Source organism: Halomonas maura (genome assembly GCF_030409305.1).
Lineage (GTDB): Bacteria > Pseudomonadota > Gammaproteobacteria > Pseudomonadales > Halomonadaceae > Halomonas > Halomonas maura.
Genome location: NZ_JAUFPQ010000023.1, coordinates 419,594 through 438,385, shown reverse-complemented (window position 1 = coordinate 438,385; position 18,792 = coordinate 419,594). Strand labels below are relative to the sequence as shown.

The 18,792-nt window shown below is 70.1% G+C and carries 14 protein-coding genes; 12 read left to right on the top strand and 2 right to left on the bottom strand.

Annotated features, from left to right (window positions below):
• The first annotated feature begins 10 nt into the window (after window positions 1-10).
• The 5 genes from lpxB to tilS all read left to right on the top strand — a co-directional run bounded on the left by lpxB (window position 11) and on the right by tilS (window position 8,048).
• On the top strand, window positions 11-1,210 hold the full coding sequence (gene lpxB / locus QWY76_RS16670) for a lipid-A-disaccharide synthase (protein ID WP_290312453.1): 1,200 nt from the start codon (window positions 11-13) through the stop codon (window positions 1,208-1,210).
• The gene (rnhB, locus tag QWY76_RS16665; RefSeq protein WP_290312452.1) at window positions 1,207-1,818 is read left to right on the top strand and encodes a ribonuclease HII; all 612 of its coding nucleotides are present in this window, start codon (window positions 1,207-1,209) and stop codon (window positions 1,816-1,818) included. Before lpxB ends, rnhB begins: the two co-directional genes overlap by 4 nt.
• A 43-nt stretch (window positions 1,819-1,861) precedes the next feature.
• A complete protein-coding gene (gene dnaE / locus QWY76_RS16660) occupies window positions 1,862-5,374 on the top strand; it encodes a DNA polymerase III subunit alpha (RefSeq protein ID WP_290312451.1) in 3,513 nt (1,170 codons plus the stop codon).
• A gap of 129 nt (window positions 5,375-5,503) precedes the next feature.
• A complete protein-coding gene (accA, locus tag QWY76_RS16655; RefSeq protein WP_290312450.1) occupies window positions 5,504-6,457 on the top strand; it encodes an acetyl-CoA carboxylase carboxyl transferase subunit alpha in 954 nt (317 codons plus the stop codon).
• A gap of 298 nt (window positions 6,458-6,755) precedes the next feature.
• On the top strand, window positions 6,756-8,048 hold the full coding sequence (gene tilS, locus QWY76_RS16650) for a tRNA lysidine(34) synthetase TilS (RefSeq protein WP_290312448.1): 1,293 nt from the start codon (window positions 6,756-6,758) through the stop codon (window positions 8,046-8,048).
• 7 nt (window positions 8,049-8,055) lie between these two features.
• Here the strand turns inward: tilS and ppx are convergent, their stop codons facing one another.
• Complete coding sequence (ppx, locus tag QWY76_RS16645) at window positions 8,056-9,594, bottom strand: exopolyphosphatase (protein ID WP_290312446.1); 1,539 nt, start codon at window positions 9,592-9,594, stop codon at window positions 8,056-8,058.
• Between the two features lie 445 nt (window positions 9,595-10,039).
• Here ppx and rho point away from each other — a divergent pair, with 445 nt between their 5' ends.
• From rho to QWY76_RS16610, 7 genes are all read left to right on the top strand, one after another.
• Window positions 10,040-11,299, top strand: coding sequence for a transcription termination factor Rho (gene rho / locus QWY76_RS16640; RefSeq protein WP_183382538.1), 1,260 nt, complete (start codon window positions 10,040-10,042; stop codon window positions 11,297-11,299).
• 514 nt (window positions 11,300-11,813) lie between these two features.
• Window positions 11,814-13,307: a 4-hydroxy-3-polyprenylbenzoate decarboxylase gene (gene ubiD / locus QWY76_RS16635; RefSeq protein WP_290312445.1), complete on the top strand. Its 1,494-nt coding sequence runs from the start codon at window positions 11,814-11,816 to the stop codon at window positions 13,305-13,307.
• The gene (locus tag QWY76_RS16630) at window positions 13,304-14,083 is read left to right on the top strand and encodes an NAD(P)H-flavin reductase (RefSeq protein WP_290312444.1); all 780 of its coding nucleotides are present in this window, start codon (window positions 13,304-13,306) and stop codon (window positions 14,081-14,083) included. The genes ubiD and QWY76_RS16630 overlap by 4 nt, the downstream gene beginning before the upstream one ends.
• Before the next feature lie 162 nt (window positions 14,084-14,245).
• Window positions 14,246-14,374 (top strand): hypothetical protein, encoded by a 129-nt coding sequence (locus tag QWY76_RS16625; RefSeq protein ID WP_263591145.1) that lies wholly within the window; start codon window positions 14,246-14,248, stop codon window positions 14,372-14,374.
• Window positions 14,375-14,728: 354 nt separating this feature from the next.
• Window positions 14,729-14,893, top strand: coding sequence for a hypothetical protein (locus tag QWY76_RS16620; RefSeq protein ID WP_290312443.1), 165 nt, complete (start codon window positions 14,729-14,731; stop codon window positions 14,891-14,893).
• Between the two features lie 8 nt (window positions 14,894-14,901).
• Window positions 14,902-15,987: a 3-deoxy-7-phosphoheptulonate synthase gene (locus tag QWY76_RS16615; protein WP_290312442.1), complete on the top strand. Its 1,086-nt coding sequence runs from the start codon at window positions 14,902-14,904 to the stop codon at window positions 15,985-15,987.
• A gap of 79 nt (window positions 15,988-16,066) precedes the next feature.
• Window positions 16,067-16,579 carry a DUF3087 family protein gene (locus tag QWY76_RS16610; protein WP_290312441.1) on the top strand — a complete coding sequence of 171 codons (513 nt, stop codon included), beginning with the start codon at window positions 16,067-16,069 and terminating at the stop codon, window positions 16,577-16,579.
• A gap of 8 nt (window positions 16,580-16,587) precedes the next feature.
• On the opposite strand, the gene ppk1 is transcribed toward QWY76_RS16610, so the two are convergent.
• Entirely contained in the window at window positions 16,588-18,792 is a 2,205-nt protein-coding gene (gene ppk1, locus QWY76_RS16605) for a polyphosphate kinase 1 (protein ID WP_290312439.1), read from the bottom strand.

The following is an 18,792-nucleotide window of genomic DNA, read 5'->3' as shown; positions in this document are numbered from 1 at the left end:
GCCCGGCGTCGTGAGCACGGGCCTGCGTGTCTATCTCGTGGCCGGCGAGCTGTCCGGCGATATCCTCGGCGCCGGCCTGATGCGGGCCCTCAAGGCGCGTCACCCGGAGATCGCCTTTCGCGGCATCGGCGGGCCGCGCATGATCGACGAGGGCATCGACAGCCGCTTCCCGCTGGAGACCCTGTCGGTGATGGGGCTGGTCGAGGTGGTCAGGCACCTGCCTGAGCTGCTGCGGGTACGCCGTACCCTGAAGCGCGATGCCCTCGACTGGCGGCCCGACATCATGGTCGGCATCGATGCCCCGGACTTCAACCTCGGCCTGGAACGCCAGCTCCGCGACGCCGGACTCACCACCGCCCACTATGTCAGCCCCTCCGTGTGGGCCTGGCGCCAGGGCCGGGTCAAGGGGATCGCCCGCTCGGTGGACGCCATGCTCACCTTCCTGCCCTTCGAGGCGGCCTTCTATGCCCGCCACCGCGTGCCCGTGGCCTTCGTCGGCCACCCGCTCGCCGACGAGCTACCGCTGGTCAACGACCGGCAGGGGGCCCGTGAAGCCCTGGGGCTGCCGGCCTCGGGCCCGCTGCTGGCGCTGCTGCCGGGCTCCCGGGCCAACGAGATCCGCTTCCTCGGCGCGACCTTCCTCGACACGGCGGAACGGCTGTGCCGCGAGCGCGAGGCGCTGCGGGTGGTCATTCCCGCCGCCACCCCGGCACGACGGGCCGAGCTCGAGGCCCTGCTCGCGGGGCGTGAGGCGCTGCGCGGGCGGGTCACCCTGGTCGATGGCCGGTCCCGGGAGGCGATGGTGGCCAGCGACCTGGTGCTGCTGGCCTCGGGCACCGCGGCGCTGGAGGCGATGCTCTGCCACCGCCCCATGCTGGTCGCCTACCGCATGGCGCCCGTGACCCACTGGCTGGCCAGGCGGCTGGTCAAGACCGAGTGGATCTCGCTGCCCAATCTGATTGCCCGGGAGACCCTGGTGCCGGAACTGATCCAGGACGCGGCCAGCCCCGAGGCCATCGCCGACGGGCTCGTCGCGCTGCTCGACGATGCCGAGGGCCGGGCCGCTCTGGAGGCACGCTTCGCGGCGATGCATGCCGGCCTGCAGCGCGACGCCAGCCGGCGCGCCAGCGAGGCCCTCGAGGCCCTGGTGGCGGGGCGGGCGCTGCCCGCCAGCGTCGCCCCCGAGGCGGTCGAGGGGGAGGGGGCATGAGGGCCGAGGCCTTTCCCCCGCTGGTCATCGACTACCGCGGCCGGCTGCTGGCCGGGGTCGACGAGGTCGGCCGCGGCCCGCTGGTCGGCCCGGTGGTGGCCGCCGCGGTGATCCTCGACCCGGGCGCGCCCATCGACGGGCTCGGCGACTCCAAGACGCTGAGCGCCGGGCGGCGCGAGGCGCTGGACGGCGAGATCCGCGCCCGCGCGCTGGCCTTCGCGGTGGCCGAGGCCAGCGCCGCCGAGATCGACGCGCACAACATCTATCATGCGACCCACCTGGCCATGCGTCGCGCCATCGATGCCCTCGCTCCCGCGGCAGAGTACCTGCTGGTGGACGGCAACCGGCTCCCGGGGCATCATGTGCCCGGCCAGGCGGTGGTCAAGGGCGATGCCCGCCATCCGGCGATCGCGGCGGCCTCGATCCTGGCCAAGGTGGCCCGGGACGCCGGCATGCGGGCCCTGGATGCCCGCCATCCCGGCTACGGCTTCGCCCGCCACAAGGGCTACCCGACCCGCGAGCACCTGGCCGCCCTGGAGCGCCTGGGCGCGCTGCCCGAGCATCGCCGTTCCTTCGCGCCCGTGAAACGCCAGCTGGCGCTGTTCTAGGGTCGACGGCCCGATTCCTGTTCACCAACGCCCCGAGTCCGCCATGACCGCTCCCTTCGTTCATCTCCGCGTGCACAGCGAATTCTCCCTGGTCGACGGCCTGGTGCGTCTCAAGCCGCTGGTCAAGGCGGCGGTGGCCCGGGGCACCCCGGCCCTGGCCCTCACCGACGAGGCCAACCTCTTCGCCCTGGTCAAGTTCTATACCGGCGCCCAGGGCGCCGGTCTCAAGCCGATCATCGGCAGCGACCTGTGGCTGGCCAACCCCCACGACGAGGCGCATCCCTACCGGCTCACCCTGCTGGCCATGAACGATGTCGGCTATCGCAACCTGACCGAGCTGATCTCCCGCGGCTGGGTAGAGGGGCAGCAGGGCGGCCAGGCGCTGCTCGACAAGGGCTGGGTGCTCGCCCAGAGCGAGGGGCTGATCGCCCTGTCCGGTGGCCGCGAGGGCGAGGTCGGGCGCCACCTGCTCAGCGATCACCATGACGAGGCCCGCGCCCTGCTCGAGGAATGGCAGGCCGCCTTCCCCGGGCGCTTCTACCTGGAACTCACCCGCACCGGCCGGCCGCTGGAGGAGGAGTGCGTGCACCTCTCGGTGGACCTGGCCATCGCGACCGACACCCCGGTGGTGGCCACCAACGACGTGCGCTTCCTCGAGCGCGAGGACTTCTGGGCCCACGAGACCCGGGTCGCCATCGGCGAGGGCAAGGCCCTGGACGACCCCCGCCGCGAGCGGCGCTACACCGAGGAGCAGTACCTCAAGAGCTCCGAGGAGATGGCCGAGCTGTTCGCCGACATCCCCGAGGCCCTGGAGAACAGCGCCATGATCGCGGCGCGTTGCAACGTCGACGTGCGCCTGGGCGAGATCTTCCTGCCGGAGTACGGGATCCCCGAGGGCATGACCCAGGACGAGTTCTTCCGCAAGATCTCCCACGACGGCCTCACCGAGCGCCTGGACTTCCTCTACCCGGACGAGCGCTATCCCCGCGACGGCGCCGAGTACGCCGAGATCGACGCCCGCTACCGCAAGCGCCTCGACTTCGAGCTCGACATCATCCTGCAGATGGGCTTCCCCGGGTACTTCCTGATCGTGATGGACTTCATCCAGTGGGCCAAGGACAACGACGTCCCGGTGGGGCCGGGGCGGGGCTCCGGCGCCGGCTCGCTGGTGGCCTACGCCCAGAAGATCACCGACCTGGACCCGCTCGAATACGACCTGCTGTTCGAGCGCTTCCTCAACCCGGAGCGGGTGTCGATGCCCGACTTCGACGTCGACTTCTGCATGGAGAAGCGCGACCGGGTGATCGACTACGTGGCCGAGCGCTATGGCCGTGACGCCGTCTCGCAGATCGTCACCTTCGGCACCATGGCCGCCAAGGCGGTGGTGCGCGACGTGGCCCGCGCCCAGGGCAAGCCCTACTCGCTGGGTGACAAGCTCTCCAAGCTGATCCCCTTCGAGGTCGGCATGACGCTGGCCAAGGCGATCGAGGACGAGCCCCAGCTCAAGGACTTCCTCGAGGCCGACGAGGAGGCCCAGGAGATCTGGGAGATGGCGCTCAAGCTCGAGGGCATCACCCGCGGCACCGGCAAGCACGCCGGCGGGGTGGTGATCGCGCCGACCAAGCTCACCGACTTCTCGCCGCTGCTGTGCGACGAGGAGGGCAACGGGCTGGTGGTGCAGTTCGACAAGAACGACATCGAGGACGCCGGGCTGGTCAAGTTCGACTTCCTGGGCCTGCGCACCCTGACGATCATCGACTGGGCGCTGGAGATGGTCGACAAGGTGCGCGCCGTCGAGGGGCTGGGAGCGCTGAACATCGACGGCATCCCGCTGGACGACAAGCCGACCTTCGAGATGCTCAAGAAGGCCGAGACCACGGCGGTGTTCCAGCTCGAATCCCGCGGCATGAAGGAGCTGATCAAGCGCCTGCTGCCGGACTCGCTGGAGGACATGATCGCCCTGGTGGCGCTGTTCCGCCCCGGTCCCCTGCAGTCGGGCATGGTCGACGACTTCATCAACCGCAAGCACGGCCGGGCGGAGATCTCCTACCCCCACCCGGACTACCAGCACGAGCTGCTCAAGCCGGTGCTGGAGCCGACCTACGGCATCATCCTGTACCAGGAGCAGGTGATGCAGATCGCCCAGGTGCTGGCGGGGTACTCGCTGGGCCAGGCCGACCTGCTGCGCCGCGCCATGGGCAAGAAGAAGCCCGAGGAGATGGCCAAGCAGCGCGTCGGCTTCATGGAGGGCTGCGCCGCCAATGGCATCGACAAGGACCTGGCGGGCAACATCTTCGACCTGGTGGAGAAGTTCGCCGGCTACGGCTTCAACAAGTCGCACTCCGCGGCCTACGGCCTGGTGTCGTACCAGACGGCCTGGCTGAAGGCGCACTATCCGGGGCCCTTCATGGCCGCGGTGATGTCCACCGAGATGGACAACCTCGACAAGGTGGTGCCGCTGATCGAGGAGTGCCGCCACCTGGGGCTCACCGTGACCCCGCCCGACGTCAACGTCGGCGGCTACAAGTTCACCGTCGATGCCGAGGCGCGGGTGGTCTATGGCCTCGGCGCCATCCGTGGCGTCGGCGAGGGCCCCATCGACGCCATCGTCGAGGCTCGCGAGGACGGCGGCGCCTTCCGCGACCTCTTCGACTTCTGCAAGCGGGTCGATCCCAAGCGCATGAACAAGCGCACCCTGGAGGCGCTGATCCGCTCCGGGGCGCTGGACACCCTGGGGCCGAGCCGGGCGGTGCTCGCGGCGGCCCTGGACGATGCCCTGAAGGCGGCGGCCCAGAACCAGACCAACCAGAACCTCGGCATGATGGACATGTTCGGCGAGGCCTTCGGTGCCGCGGACGAGGAAGACGACAGCGCCGACGTCTACGCCGACTACCGCCGGGTGCGCGACTGGACGGACAAGGAGCGCCTGGCCGGCGAGAAGGACACCCTGGGGCTGTACCTGACCGGCCACCCCATCGACGAGTACGAGAGGGAGCTCGAACGCTTCGTCTCCACGCGCATCGGCGATCTCAAGCCCTCCCGGGAGCCCCAACGGGTGGCGGGCCTGGTGGTGGGCCTGCGCACCATGAAGTCCAAGCGCGGCGACACCATGGCCTTCGTCACCCTGGACGATCGCACCGGGCGCATCGAGGCCTCGCTGTTCGGCGAGCTGTTCGATGCCGTGCGCGGCCGCCTCGACACCGACCAGGTGCTGATCGTCGAGGGCGAGGTCTCCAGCGACGACTACTCCGGCGGGCTGCGCCTGCGCGGCAAGGAGATCACCCCCATGGTCGATGCCCGCACCCGCTACGGCCAGGCCGTGGAGCTGTCCCTCGACGGCGCCCGGGTCAACGGCCGCCTGGTCGACAGCCTGCGCGACAGCCTCTCGCCCCACCGCGACGGCGGCGGCCTGCCGGTGCGGCTGCGCTACCGCAACGCCGAGGCCGCCGGCTGGCTGGAACTCGCCGAGGAGTGGAAGGTCACGCCCTCCGACGAGCTGCTGATCGCCCTGCGCGAGGTGGAGGGGCAGGACGGCGTTCGCCTCAAGTACCGCTGAGCCGCGGCGAGATCCGCCCCCTCGGTGCCGGCGCCGGGCTTGCCTTGCGCCGTGCTCTGAGGGTGCGATAATGCCCCACAATCGACGCTTCCCCCGGTCGTCCCGCGGCCGACGAGACAAGGCTAGCCCATGAATCCCAACTACCTAGATTTCGAACAGCCCATCGCCGAACTCCAGGCCAAGATCGAGGAGCTGCGCCTGGTCGGCAACGACAGCCAGGTCAGCCTCAGTGACGAGATCGGCCGGCTCGAGGAGAAGAGCCGCAAGCTGACCGAGTCGATCTTCAAGGACCTGACCTCCTGGCAGGTCTCTCAGCTGTCCCGTCACCCCCAGCGGCCCTATACCCTCGACTACCTGGAGCACGTCTTCACCGATTTCGACGAGCTCCACGGGGATCGCCGCTTCGCCGATGACGCCGCCATCGTCGGCGGGGTGGCCCGGCTGGACGACAGGCCGGTGATGGTCATCGGCCACCAGAAGGGCCGCGACGTCAAGGACAAGGTGCGTCGCAACTTCGGCATGCCGCGCCCCGAGGGCTACCGCAAGGCCTGCCGCCTGATGGAGATGGCCGAGCGCTTCAAGATGCCGGTGATGACCTTCATCGACACCCCGGGGGCCTATCCCGGCATCGATGCCGAGGAGCGCGGTCAGAGCGAGGCCATCGCCTACAACCTGGGGGTGATGTCGCGGCTCAGGACGCCGATCCTCGCCACCGTGGTGGGCGAGGGCGGCTCCGGCGGGGCGCTGGCCATCGGCGTCTGCGACGAGCTGGCGATGCTGCAGTATTCCACCTACGCGGTGATCTCCCCCGAGGGTTGCGCGTCGATCCTCTGGAAGAGCGCCGAGAAGGCCTCCGACGCGGCCCAGGCCATGGGCATCACCGCCGAACGCCTCAAGGAGCTGGGCTTCGTCGACACCCTGATCCCCGAGCCCCTGGGCGGCGCCCATCGCCAGCCGGAGGCCACCGCCGAGCGCATCAAGGCCGCGCTGCTGGCGAGCCTCGACCGGCTGGAGAGCCTGGACACCGAGACGTTGCTGGCGCGGCGGTACGAGCGGCTGATGAGCTACGGCGCCCCGGTGTAAAGCCCTTTCTGTGCTCGGCCATACGGCGTTAAAAATCGGCTGGTGCGCCAGCCCGGTCGAAATGCTCATTTACTCACTTGTAAACGCTGCTTTCTCGCCGATTTCTGCCTTGCGACCCACAGGGATGTGGGAAGTGCGAAGGCCTGTCGGGAACGGGCCTAGCCCTGGCCTTCGCTCGAACAGGGCGCTGGTGTCGGGGCGCTTCATCTACCGCCGGTATTCTGGCCTTAGCTCGAAAAGGCCACTGATCGGGTGGTGACAGCTCCGCCATCCATATGCCTGAGCGGTATCCCTGCCCATGAGCCTCGAGCCTTCCTCCCTGCAAGCCGTGATCGATAACGCCCTGGCCCGGACTCCGCCGGGGCGTTGCGTGTGGGTGGCGCTCTCCGGCGGGCTGGATTCCTGCCTGCTGCTGAGCCTCGCCGCGGACGCCTGCCGTCGCCACCCGCGCCCGCTGCGGGCGCTGCACGTGCATCATGGCCTGCAGGCCGCCGCCGATGACTTCGAGCGCCACTGCCGGCGCCTGGCGTCGCGGCTCGGCGTGCCGCTGGACGTCGTCCATGTCAGCGTCGACCCGGCGGCGGGCCGTGGCCTCGAGGGGGAGGCCCGGGCCGCCCGCTACGCCGCCTTCGCGGCTCGGCTGCGGCCCGGGGAGACCCTGTGGCTGGCCCAGCATCGCGACGACCAGGCCGAGACCTTCCTGCTCGCCGCCCTGCGCGGAGCCGGCCCCCGTGGCCTGGCCGCCATGCCCGAGGCGCGCTGGCTCGGCGATGGCCTGGCCGGGGCGCGGCTGTCACGCCCGCTGCTCGGCGTGTCCCGGGCCGCCCTCGCGGCCGAGGCCGGTCGACGGGCGCTGGCCTGGGTCGAGGATCCGAGCAATGCCGAGGAGGGGCCGGATCGCAACTTCCTGCGTCACCGGGTGTTGCCGCTGCTGGCCGGGCGCTGGCCCCGGGCGGGGGAGGGCCTGGCCCGCAGCGCGGCGCTGGTCGGCGAGGCCGAGGGGTTGCTGGAGGAGCTGGCCGGCGAGGACCTGGCCCGGCTGGGCGGCGACCCCGTCCGGCTGCCCGTCGCCGACCTTCAGGCCCTGTCGGAACCGCGCCGGCGCCTGCTGGTGCGCCACTGCCTGGTCCGGCTGGGGCTGCCGCGGCCGCCGGCCCGCCGCCTGGCGACGCTGCTCGCCCAGCTCGGTGCCCCCCGGGATGCCGCGGTGCGGGTGGCCTGGCCCGGCGCCGAGGCGCGTCGCTGGCGGGACCATCTTTACCTGATGGCCCCGCCGCGTCCGCTGGCGCCGGCGTGGCGGGCCGACTGGGATGGCCGGCAGGCCCTGGCGACGCCGCTGGGTCGGCTGAGGGTGCGTCTCGTCCCTCGGGCGGGCGGGCCGGTGGCGCTGCGCCTGGCCCCGCGCTGCGGCGGGGAGCGCCTGCGGCTGGCCGGGCGCGGCCAGCGTGACCTCAAGCGCCTGCTGCAGGAGAGGGGGGTGCCGCCCTGGGAGCGCGACCGGCTGCTGGTGGCCTGGCACGGCGACCGCGTGGTGGCGGTCGGCCAGCCGGACCGCTGGCTGAGCCTTGCCGAGGGCTGGGAGGAGGCCTGAGGCCGGCTCAGCGGGTGGTCAGGGTCAGTGGCAGCCCGGCCGCCTGCTGATAGCCGGCCTCCTGCTCCAGGTCGGCGAGCAGCAGGGTCGGTTCGTCGCCCGCGTCGAGATACAGGTGCAGGGTCTCGCCGTCGGCCTCGAGCCCCGGCAGGGCCGGAGGCAGTTCCGGGCGCGAGTGGTTGAGGGTCACCGCCAGGCGCAGCAGGCGGGCCAGTCGGGCATGGGAGCGCTGCTCGGCGGCGGGCAGGGCCTGCCACTCCTTGGTCGGGAACTTGCGGCGGTGGGCGCGGACCAGGAAGGCCAGCAGGCGCTGCTCCGGTCGCGAGAAGCCGCCCAGGTCGGAGTGCTCCAGCAGATAGGCGCCGTGGCGATGGAACTGGCTGTGGGAGATGGCCAGGCCGACCTCGTGGAGGCGACTGCCCCACTCCAGGAAGCGGGCCTGGTCGTCGTCCAGCTCCCAGGCCTCGCGGACCTGGTCGAGCAGGCCGAGGGCCGTGCTGGCCACGTTATCCGCCTGGCGGCCATCGACCCCATAGCTCCGCGACAGGGTGTCGAGGGTCTTGAGGCGGGAATCCTCGGGGCTGTGGCGGCCCACCATGTCATACAGCACGCCCTCGCGCAGGGCCCCGTCGGCAAAGCGCATCTCCTCCAGGGCGAAGGCCTCGAAGACGGCGCCGAGGATGGCGATACCGGCCGGGAAGACCCTGGCGCGGTCGGCCTTGAGCCCGGTCATGGCGACCCTGTCCAGGCGCTTGCACTTGAGCAGCCGCTTGCGCAGGTCGAGCAGCCCCTGGTGGGTGATCACCCCCTCGGGGCCCTTGCCGGCGGCGGCGATCACCGCGGCCGCGGCCTTGATGGTGCCGCTGGAGCCGACCGGGTCGGCCCAGCCGATGGCCTGGTAGGGGCGCCGGATGTTGGCGAGCTCCGAGAGGGCCGCCAGCTCGGCGCGGCGCATGCGCTTCTCGGTGATCTCGCCGCTGTCGAAGAAGCGCCGGGTGAAGGTCACGCAGCCCATGCGCAGGCTCTCCAGGGCCAGCGGCTCGAAGCGCTCGCCGATGATGAACTCGGTGGACCCGCCGCCGATGTCGACGATCAGCCGTCGGCCGTCCTCGGCCACCGCGTGGGCGGCGCCCAGGTAGATCAGGCGGGCTTCCTCGCGGCCGGCGATGATCTCGATGCGGGTCCCCAGCAGGGCCTCGGCGCGCTCGATGAAGGCCTGGCTGTTCTCGGCGTCGCGCAGGGCGTTGGTGCCCACCACCCGCAGGTCGCGGCGGCCGATGCCCTCCAGGAAGGGGGCGAAGCGGGCCAGGCAGTCCAGGGCCCGGGTCATGGCGTCCTCGCCGAGGAAGCCGTCCTCGTCGAGCCCGGCGGCCAGCTGCACCTTCTCGCCGAGCCGGGCGACCACCTGCAGCCGGTCGTCCCGGTAGTTGGCGACCAGCAGGTGGAAGCTGTTGGAGCCGAGGTCGATGGCGGCAAGGCGGCGGGGCTCGGGGGCGATCGCGGGTTCGCTCGCGGTGGCGGCGAACGGGTCCATTGGCGCAGGCATGGCGGGTCCTTGAGGGTGACTGGCCAAAGGTTGCGGGGCCCTCCCGGCCATGTCAATTGTGCCATGGCCGGGGAAGCCGCGAGGCTTGCGTTTCCCGACGGCGTTGACTAATATCGAGGCGTTCGCCTGTTCCGAATGCTTTCCGACCGCTCACGGCGACTGCGCCGCGGTCATTTCCAAGTCGTCAGATAGCCCACTGCATCAGCCCGCGATCCTGGCCCCCGGCCATGAGCCGCTGATTCAGGCGAAAACGAACCTGCTCCCTCGCTCCCGAACTGGCCCGGCATCCCTTCTCAGGCGGTTGTCAGCCCACGGCCATACGATGCACACGACGAGTGGCAGCCTGTCCGGGCTCTGAACGCATCCACGCGGCGTTACCGTCTCGCCTCCTGTCTCATACGGCGCATGACTGCCCGGCTTCCACGAGCAACTTCTGAACACACCGATGAATCTTACCGAACTCAAGCAAAAGCCCGTGCCGGAACTCCTGGAGATCGCCCGTGAAATGGGCATCGACAACCTGGCACGCTCCCGCAAGCAGGACATCATCTTCGCCATCCTCAAGAAGCACGCCAAGAGCGGCGAGGCCATCTACGGCGACGGCGTGCTGGAGATCCTGCAGGACGGATTCGGCTTCCTGCGCAGTGCCGACAGCTCCTACCTGGCCGGCCCCGATGACATCTATGTCTCGCCGTCCCAGATCCGGCGCTTCAACCTGCGCAAGGGCGACTCCATCTCCGGCAAGATTCGTCCGCCCAAGGAAGGGGAGCGTTACTTCGCACTGTTGAAGGTCAGCGAGATCAACTTCGACAAGCCCGAGAACGCCAAGCACAAGATCCTCTTCGAGAACCTCACGCCGCTGTTCCCCCAGGAACGCCTGCGCATGGAGATCGGCAACGGCTCCACCGAGGATCTGACGGCGCGAATCATCGATCTCACCGCGCCCATCGGCAAGGGCCAGCGCGGCCTGCTCGTCTCGCCTCCCAAGGCGGGCAAGACGCTGATGCTGCAGAACATCGCCACCTCCATCACCCGCAACAACCCCGAGTGCCACCTGATCGTGCTGCTGATCGACGAGCGGCCCGAGGAGGTCACCGAGATGTCGCGGACGGTGCGCGGCGAGGTGGTGGCCTCGACCTTCGACGAGCCGCCGGCGCGCCACGTCCAGGTGGCCGAGATGGTCATCGAGAAGGCCAAGCGGCTGGTCGAGCACAAGAAGGACGTGGTGATCCTGCTCGATTCCATCACCCGCCTGGCCCGCGCCTACAACACCGTGGTGCCCTCCTCGGGCAAGGTGCTCACCGGCGGTGTCGACGCCCATGCCCTGGAGAAGCCCAAGCGCTTCTTCGGTGCGGCGCGCAACATCGAGGAGGGCGGCAGCCTGACCATCATCGCCACGGCGCTGGTCGACACCGGCTCCAAGATGGACGAGGTGATCTTCGAGGAGTTCAAGGGTACCGGCAACATGGAGGCCCACCTCGACCGCAAGCTGGCCGAGAAGCGGGTCTACCCGGCGCTCAACATCCGCCGCAGCGGCACCCGCCGCGAGGACCTGATCGCCTCCGAGGACGAGATGCAGCGCATGTGGATCCTGCGCAAGCTGCTCAACCCCATGGAAGACGTGGCGGCCACCGAGTTCCTGATCGACCGGCTGAAGGACACCAAGACCAACCTCGAGTTCTTCGAGGCCATGAAGCGGCGCTGATAGGAGCTATTGCGCTTGCGTATACCGCGTTGAATCCTCGCTGGTGCGCCAGCCCGATCGGCCTGCTCATGTACTACTCGTACACTCCGCGGCCTCGCTCGGACGCGAGCCCGGTCGGATTCGCCTTGTCTCCGCTGCGCTCATGACGCTCCTAATGGCCAATTCTCAACGCTTCGGCGGTTAGATCAAGGCAAGCGGCGCCGGGGACAGGTCGCAGAGGAGGTCCTGCGCCAGGGGTGAGGAGCATTGCTCCGAACGGGCTGGCCATGGATGGCCAGCACCGGACCTGCAAGCGGACCTGCAAGCGGAGCGGGACGCGAGAGCGCAGCAGGGCGTCGGTAGCGCCCAGGGAGGGGTTCACAGCGCCTCCTCGTAGACCTGTCGCCGGAAAAGCCGCGGCGCTCATGAGCTGATCCGATGCACCGACGCTGGGTCGCCAGGCGCAGCATCCTGAAGGGGCGGCATGCTATGCTGCCCCTCTTGTTTTTTGTCGTTCGGGAAACGGGAAGGCCGCATGAAGTACAAGGATCTGCGCGAGTTCATCGCGGCACTCGAGTCGCAGGGGGAGCTCAAGCGTGTCACCGCCGAGGTGGACCCCTACCTGGAGATCACCGAGATCTGCGACCGCACCCTGCGCGCCGGGGGGCCGGCGCTGCTGTTCGAGAACGTCAAGGGCCACGACATGCCGCTGCTCGGCAACCTCTTCGGCACGCCGAAGCGGGTCGCCCTGGGCATGGGCCAGGACTCGGTCGACGCCCTGCGCGAGGTCGGCGAGCTGCTGGCCTTCCTCAAGGAGCCGGAACCGCCCAAGGGGTTCCGCGATGCCCTGGACAAGCTGCCGGTCTACAAGCAGGTCATGAGCATGGGGCCCAAGGTCCTGAAGCGGGCGCCGGTGCAGGAAGTGGTCCTCGAGGGCGACGACGTCGACCTCGACCGCCTACCCATCCAGCACTGCTGGCCCGGCGACGTCGCCCCGCTGGTGACCTGGCCGCTGGTGATCACCCGCGGGCCGCACAAGAAGCGCCAGAATCTCGGCATCTATCGCCAGCAGAAGCTCTCTCGCAACCGCCTGATCATGCGCTGGCTGTCCCATCGCGGCGGGGCCCTGGACTTCCAGGAATGGTGCCAGGCGCATCCCGGCGAGCCCTTCCCGGTGGCGGTGGCCCTGGGCGCCGACCCGGCGACCATCCTCGGCGCGGTGACGCCGGTACCGGACAGCCTCTCGGAGTATGCCTTCGCCGGGCTGCTGCGCGGCTCGCGCACCGAGCTGGTCCGCTGCGGCCATGCCGAGCTGGAGGTGCCGGCCTCCGCCGAGATCATCCTCGAGGGCTTCATCCACCCGGACGACACGGCCCCCGAGGGCCCCTACGGCGATCACACCGGCTACTACAACGAGGTGGAGACCTTCCCGGTGTTCACGGTGACCCGCATGACCCTGCGCCGTGACGCCATCTACCACTCCACCTATACCGGCCGTCCCCCGGACGAGCCGGCGATCCTGGGTCTGGCGCTCAACGAGGTGTTCGTGCCCATCCTGCGCCGCCAGTTCCCCGAGATCGTCGATTTCTACCTGCCGCCGGAAGGCTGTTCCTACCGCATGGCGGTGGTGACCATGAAGAAACAGTACCCCGGTCATGCCAAGCGCGTGATGATGGGCGTGTGGAGCTTCCTGCGCCAGTTCATGTACACCAAGTTCGTGGTGGTCCTCGACGATGACGTGGACGCCCGGGACTGGCAGGACGTGATCTGGGCCATCACCACCCGCATGGACCCGGCCCGGGACACGGTGCTGGTGGAGAACACCCCCATCGACTACCTGGACTTCGCCTCGCCGGTGGCGGGGCTGGGCTCCAAGATGGGCCTCGACGCCACCGGCAAGTGGCCCGGCGAGACCGACCGCGAGTGGGGCACGCCCATCGTCATGGACGCGGCCGTCAAGGCCCGGGTCAGCGAGCGGTGGGGCGAGCTGGGTATCGAACCCCCTGACACCGACAAGAGGCATTCATGACGGCAAGGACCCTGACCTGCCAGGTCGCCGAGGTCGAGGACCTCACCCCCGACGTCTTCCGCGTGCACCTGGAGGGCCGCCCCGAGGCCATGGCCCACGACCCCGGCCAGTACCTCGAGATGCAGCTGGACGAGGCGACCTGGGTGCCCTTTTCCATCGCCAACGCCCACGACGGCGACGGCCGGCTCGAACTGCATATCCAGCACTGGCCGGAGCGCAGCAATTCCGCCCGGCTGCGCGAGCTGCTGGTGGAGGCCCAGCAGCTGACCCTGCGCCTGCCCGGCGGCGACTGCGTGCTGGATCCCGACAGCGAGCGGCCCCTGCTGCTGGTCGCCGCCGGCACCGGCTTCGCCCAGATGAAGGCCATCGTCGAGGCGGCCCTGCACGCCGACCCCTCGCGGCCCATCGCGCTGTGGTGGGCCGCCCGGGAGCGCCGCGACCTCTACCTGGAGCGCCTGGCCCGGGAGTGGGCAGAGCAGCACGACGGCGTGACCTTCCATGGCGTCAGCGAGCAGCCACTGGAGGCCGGCTTCGATGCCGAGCGGGTGACCGGCCACCGGGGGCGGATCGACGAGGCGCTGGCCGAGCACTTCGACGACGTCTCCGCCCATGACGTCTACCTCTCCGGCTCGCCGGGCATGGTCTATGCCTGCGTCGATGTCCTGGCCTCGCTGGGACTGGTGCCGTCGCGGGTGTTCTCCGACGTCTTCGCCTATGCGCCGCGGGACCCGCTGGTGCCGACCGTGGGCAGCCTGGTGCGGGAGCGGCGGGCCTGAGTGCCTCGCCCAGCCTGATCCCCGGCCCGGGGGCCGCCACCGGAGCCTGCGCGACCGGCTCGACAACCGCGACGTGACCGGGATCAGCCTGCCGGTCGATGGCGGCCGGCATCTTCGCTAGAATGCCGGACATCCTGACGATCACCCCGAGAGGAACACGACATGGCGGGACACGACGAGAACTTCAAGGACGACAGCGGCCTGCTGGCGGTCTTCCTGGGCCTGGCGGTGCTGGTGGGCATGAGTGCGTTGCCGGCGACCATCGGCTGGGTACAGCTGGCCACCGGCTGAGCCGCGGCGACCCACGCCGCCCTTGCCATCCGCCCCGCGAGGCGGCAGGATGGCAGCAGACCTCAGGAGACGACCATGGACTCGAGCCGACCCATGACCCCGCGTGACCCGCAGGCTGCCCCCGTGGCGGTGACGGCGGCCCGTGCTCGCGCAGGCGTCGGCGGGCTCGATCACTATTGGCCCGGCTACTGGTTTAGCGCCGGCGTGCCGGCGGCCGTGTCCTGACCCCGCATCAAGGACCACGCCGCGAGGCACGCCCCGCCCAGGGTTGCCTCCGACACTGAACCCCCGGACGGCAACCCCGCCCGGGGGTTCTGCATTGCAGGCCCCACACACGACGACAGGAGACGCCCCATGACCGCATCGCATCGCGCCCACGCCGAGTACCGCACCCCGGGACGGGGCTATTACGGCTATGGTTGGCGATTTAGCGAGGCGCGGTCGGGCCAGGGCGCCACCTCCGACCGTGAGACCGCCGGTGGCATGACGACCAGCCGATGTTCCCGCTCACGGAGTTGATGACCCCCATGAACGCCCCCGTTTCCCTGGCCCGCCCGTCGCCGAGCGACGCGCCCGAAGGCCGTCGCGACAGCGCCACCCACCTGCCCACCCCCGAGGCCCTGCACCGGGCGCTGCCGCTGCCGCCGGCCCTGGCCCGGCGCATCGAGGGCCAGCGCCAGGCCATCCGCGAGATCCTCGCGGGCCGCGACGACCGGCTGCTGGTGGTGGTCGGCCCCTGCTCGATCCATGATCCCGAGGCCGCCCTCGAGTACGCCCGGCGGCTGGCGGCCCTGGCCCCGCACATCGAGGATCGCCTCCTGCCGGTGATGCGCGTCTACGTGGAGAAGCCCCGGACCACCGTGGGCTGGAAGGGCCTGGCCTATGACCCGGATCTGGACGGCCGTGGCGACCTGGCCCGCGGCCTCGAGCTGTCTCGCTCGCTGATGCGCGAGATCGCCGGGCTGGGCCTGCCCGTGGCCACCGAGCTGCTGCAGCCGATGCTCGCCCCCTACCTGGACGACCTGCTGGCCTGGGTGGCGATCGGGGCCCGCACCACCGAGTCCCAGCTGCACCGCGAGATGGCCAGCGGCCTCGAGGCCGTGGTGGGCTTCAAGAACGCCACCAGCGGCGACCTGCAGGTGGCCATCGATGCCATGCGTGCCGCGGCCCATTCCCACCAGCACTTCGCCATGGCCGCGGACGGCCGGCCGATGGCGCGCGAGACCCCGGGCAACCCGCATACCCATGTGGTGCTGCGCGGGGGGCACGGCGAGCCCAACTACCGGGCGCCCCAGGTGGCCGCCAGCCGGCGGGCGCTGGAGGCCGCCGGCCTGACGCCCCGGCTGATGGTCGATTGCAGCCACGCCAATGCGCGCAAGGACCATCGTCGCCAGAGCGAGGTGATGCTCGACGTCCTGGGCCAGCGGCTGGCCGGTGACACCGCCCTGGTCGGGCTGATGCTGGAGAGCCATCTCCACGAGGGCAAGCAGCCCCTGGCCCCCGGCAAGTTGCGCTACGGGGTCTCGGTCACCGACGCCTGCATCGGCTGGGAGACCACCGAGCACCTGCTGATGACCGCGGCGGAGCGCCTGGGGGAAGTGCAGCGAGGCTAGACGACACCGCGTCAACTGTACCCGGACGGGGGATGTCGGGATAATCCCGGCATCATTCACCCGCCGCCAGGGCCATGTCATGTCGTTTCGCTTCGCATCCCACGACCCCCACAGCTACCGCCGAACCTCCCGCCTGGTCGGCCTGGCCATGGCCGGCCAGTTGATCGTCTTCGCGCTGGTCTTCACCCAGCTGCTCGGCGCCGTCTTCACCCCGAGCCTCTGGCTCAATGCCTTGGGCGTGCTGCTGGGGCTGGTCGCCACCAGCCTGGTGCTGGCCGTGCTGCGCGACCGGCCCTGGCTGGCGCCGGTGCGCTATGGCTGGCGGCTCAAGCAACGGCTCGCGACGGTGAGCGGCTACCTGCCCGCCCTGCGCCGGGGCATGGCCGACGGGGACGAGCGGGCCCTGGCGGTGCTGGCCTTCTACCACCAGGGCATGGCGCAGCTGGGCGAACTCGACGGGCGGACCCTGGACGACGATGCCGAGCGGCTGGCCGAGCGCCAGGCGCTGCGCCTGGCCCGCAACGCGCGTGGCCTGCCGGAACGGGTCGACGGCCTCGACGAGGCCGACCTCGCTGCCTTCAGGCGCGGCTAGGCGAGCGCCTAGGCCCGGGCCGCATAGGCGTAGAGCAGGGTCTCCTGGGCGCTGATGGGGGCGGCGTCGCCGGGGCTCTGCTTGACGTAGGTGCCGTCGGCCTGCAGCAGCCAGCTCTGGCAGTTGTCCACCAGGTAGGTTTCGAGGTCCTTGCGTACCTGGGCGGCCAGCTTCTTGTCGAGCAGCGGGAAGCAGGTCTCCACGCGGTGGAACATGTTGCGGGCCATGAAGTCGGCGCTGGAGCCCCAGGTCTCGGGCTTGCCGTCGTTGTGGAAGTGGAAGACCCGGGTGTGCTCGAGGAAGCGGCCGATGATCGAGCGCACCCGGATGGTCTCGGAGATCCCCGGCAGGCCGGGGCGCAGGCAGCACATGCCGCGGATGATCAGGTCGCACTCCACGCCGGCCTGGGCGGCCCGGTAGAGGGCCTGGATCAGCTTGGGCTCGGTCAGCGAGTTGCACTTGATGATCAGGTGGGCGCGCTTGCCCTTGCGGGCATGCTCGGCCTCCCGATCGATCATCGCCACCAGGCGCTCGTGGAGGGTGAAGGGCGCGTGCAGCAGCTTCTCGATCTTGCGGGCCCGGCCCATCCCGGAGAGTTGCTGGAAGACCTTGTGCACGTCGGCGCACAGCACCGGGTCGGCGGTGAGCAGGCTGTAGTCGGTGTAGAGCTTGGCGGTCTTGGAGTGGTAGTTGCCGGTGCCCAGGTGGGCGTAGTGGCGCAGCTCTCCCTTCTCGCGGCGCACGATGTGCATCATCTTGGCGTGGGTCTTGTAGGCCATCACGCCGTAGATGACGATGGCGCCGGCCTCCTGCAGCCGCGAGGCCAGGGCCAGGTTGTCGGCCTCGTCGAAGCGCGCCCGCAGTTCGATCACCACCGTGACTTCCTTGCCGTTGCCGGCGGCCTCCACCAGGGCGTTGACGATCGGCGAGTCGGCCCCGGTGCGGTAGAGGGTCTGCTTGATGGCCAGCACGTCCGGGTCCCGGGCCGCCTCGCGCAGCATCTCCTCCACCGGCGAGAAGGTGTGGAAGGGATGGTGCAGCAGGATGTCGCCCTCGGCCATGGCCTGGATCACGCTGTCGCGTTTTCTCAGCGCCTTGGGCAGGCCGGGGGTGAAGGGGCGGTAGAGCAGCTCGGGACGCTCCACCTCGCCGAGTACCGACATCATGCGGGTCAGGTTCACCGGGCCGTTGACCCGGTAGAGATCGGCCTCCTCGAGCTTGAACTGCTTGAGCAGGAAGCCGGCGAGATCCTCGGGACAGTTGTCGGCCACCTCCAGGCGCACGCCGCTGCCATAGCGACGCGAGAGCAGCTCGCCACGCAACGCCGAGGCCAGGTCGGACACCTCCTCGGGATCCACCGACATGTCGGCGTTGCGGGTCAGGCGGAACTGGTAGCAACCGCGTACCTTCATGCCGGGGAACACTTCCTCGGCATGGGCATGGATCATCGACGACAGGAAGACGTACTCGGTGAAGCCGGACTCGCAGAGATCATCCGGCAGGGCGATCACCCGGGGCAGCGAGCGAGGCGCCGGCAGGATGGCCAGCCCGCCCTCGCGACCGAAGGCATCCTTGCCCTCGAGTTCGACGATGAAGTTGAGGCTCTTGTTGACCAGCCGCGGGAAGGGATGCGAGGGGTCCAGCCCGATGGGACTGATCACCGGCATGATCTCGGCCTCGAAGTAGGCGCGCACCCAGGCGCGCTGGGCGTCGGTCCAGTCGCCGCGGCGGCGGAAGCGCAGGTGCTGGGCCTCCAGGGCGGGGATCAGTGCCTCGTTGAGGATGCGGTACTGGCGTTCCACCTGCTCGTGGGCGATCTGGGAAATCTCGGCCAGCACCGAGCGCGGCGAGCGGCCGTCGGCGCCCGTCGTCTCGTCGCCCAGGGCCACCTGGTTCTTCAGGCCGGCCACCCGGATCTCGAAGAACTCGTCCATGTTGGACGAGAAGATCAGCAGGAACATCAGCCGGTTGAGCAGCGGGTGCGCCTCGTCCTGGGCCTGTTCCAGGACCCGGATGTTGAACTGCAGGTGCGACAGTTCCCGGTTGAAGTACAGTCCCGGGTCGGAGAGGTCGGCCTCCGGGTCCGGCATCGCCTTGGGCTTGATGCCGGTGCGGGTCTGGTTCAGGCGCGGGGCGGGGAGCTCGCTGATGGCCTCGCCGTCGGAGGCGTGGTCCGGGGCGGAGGGCGTGTCGGGGCGGCGCGATTCGTCCAT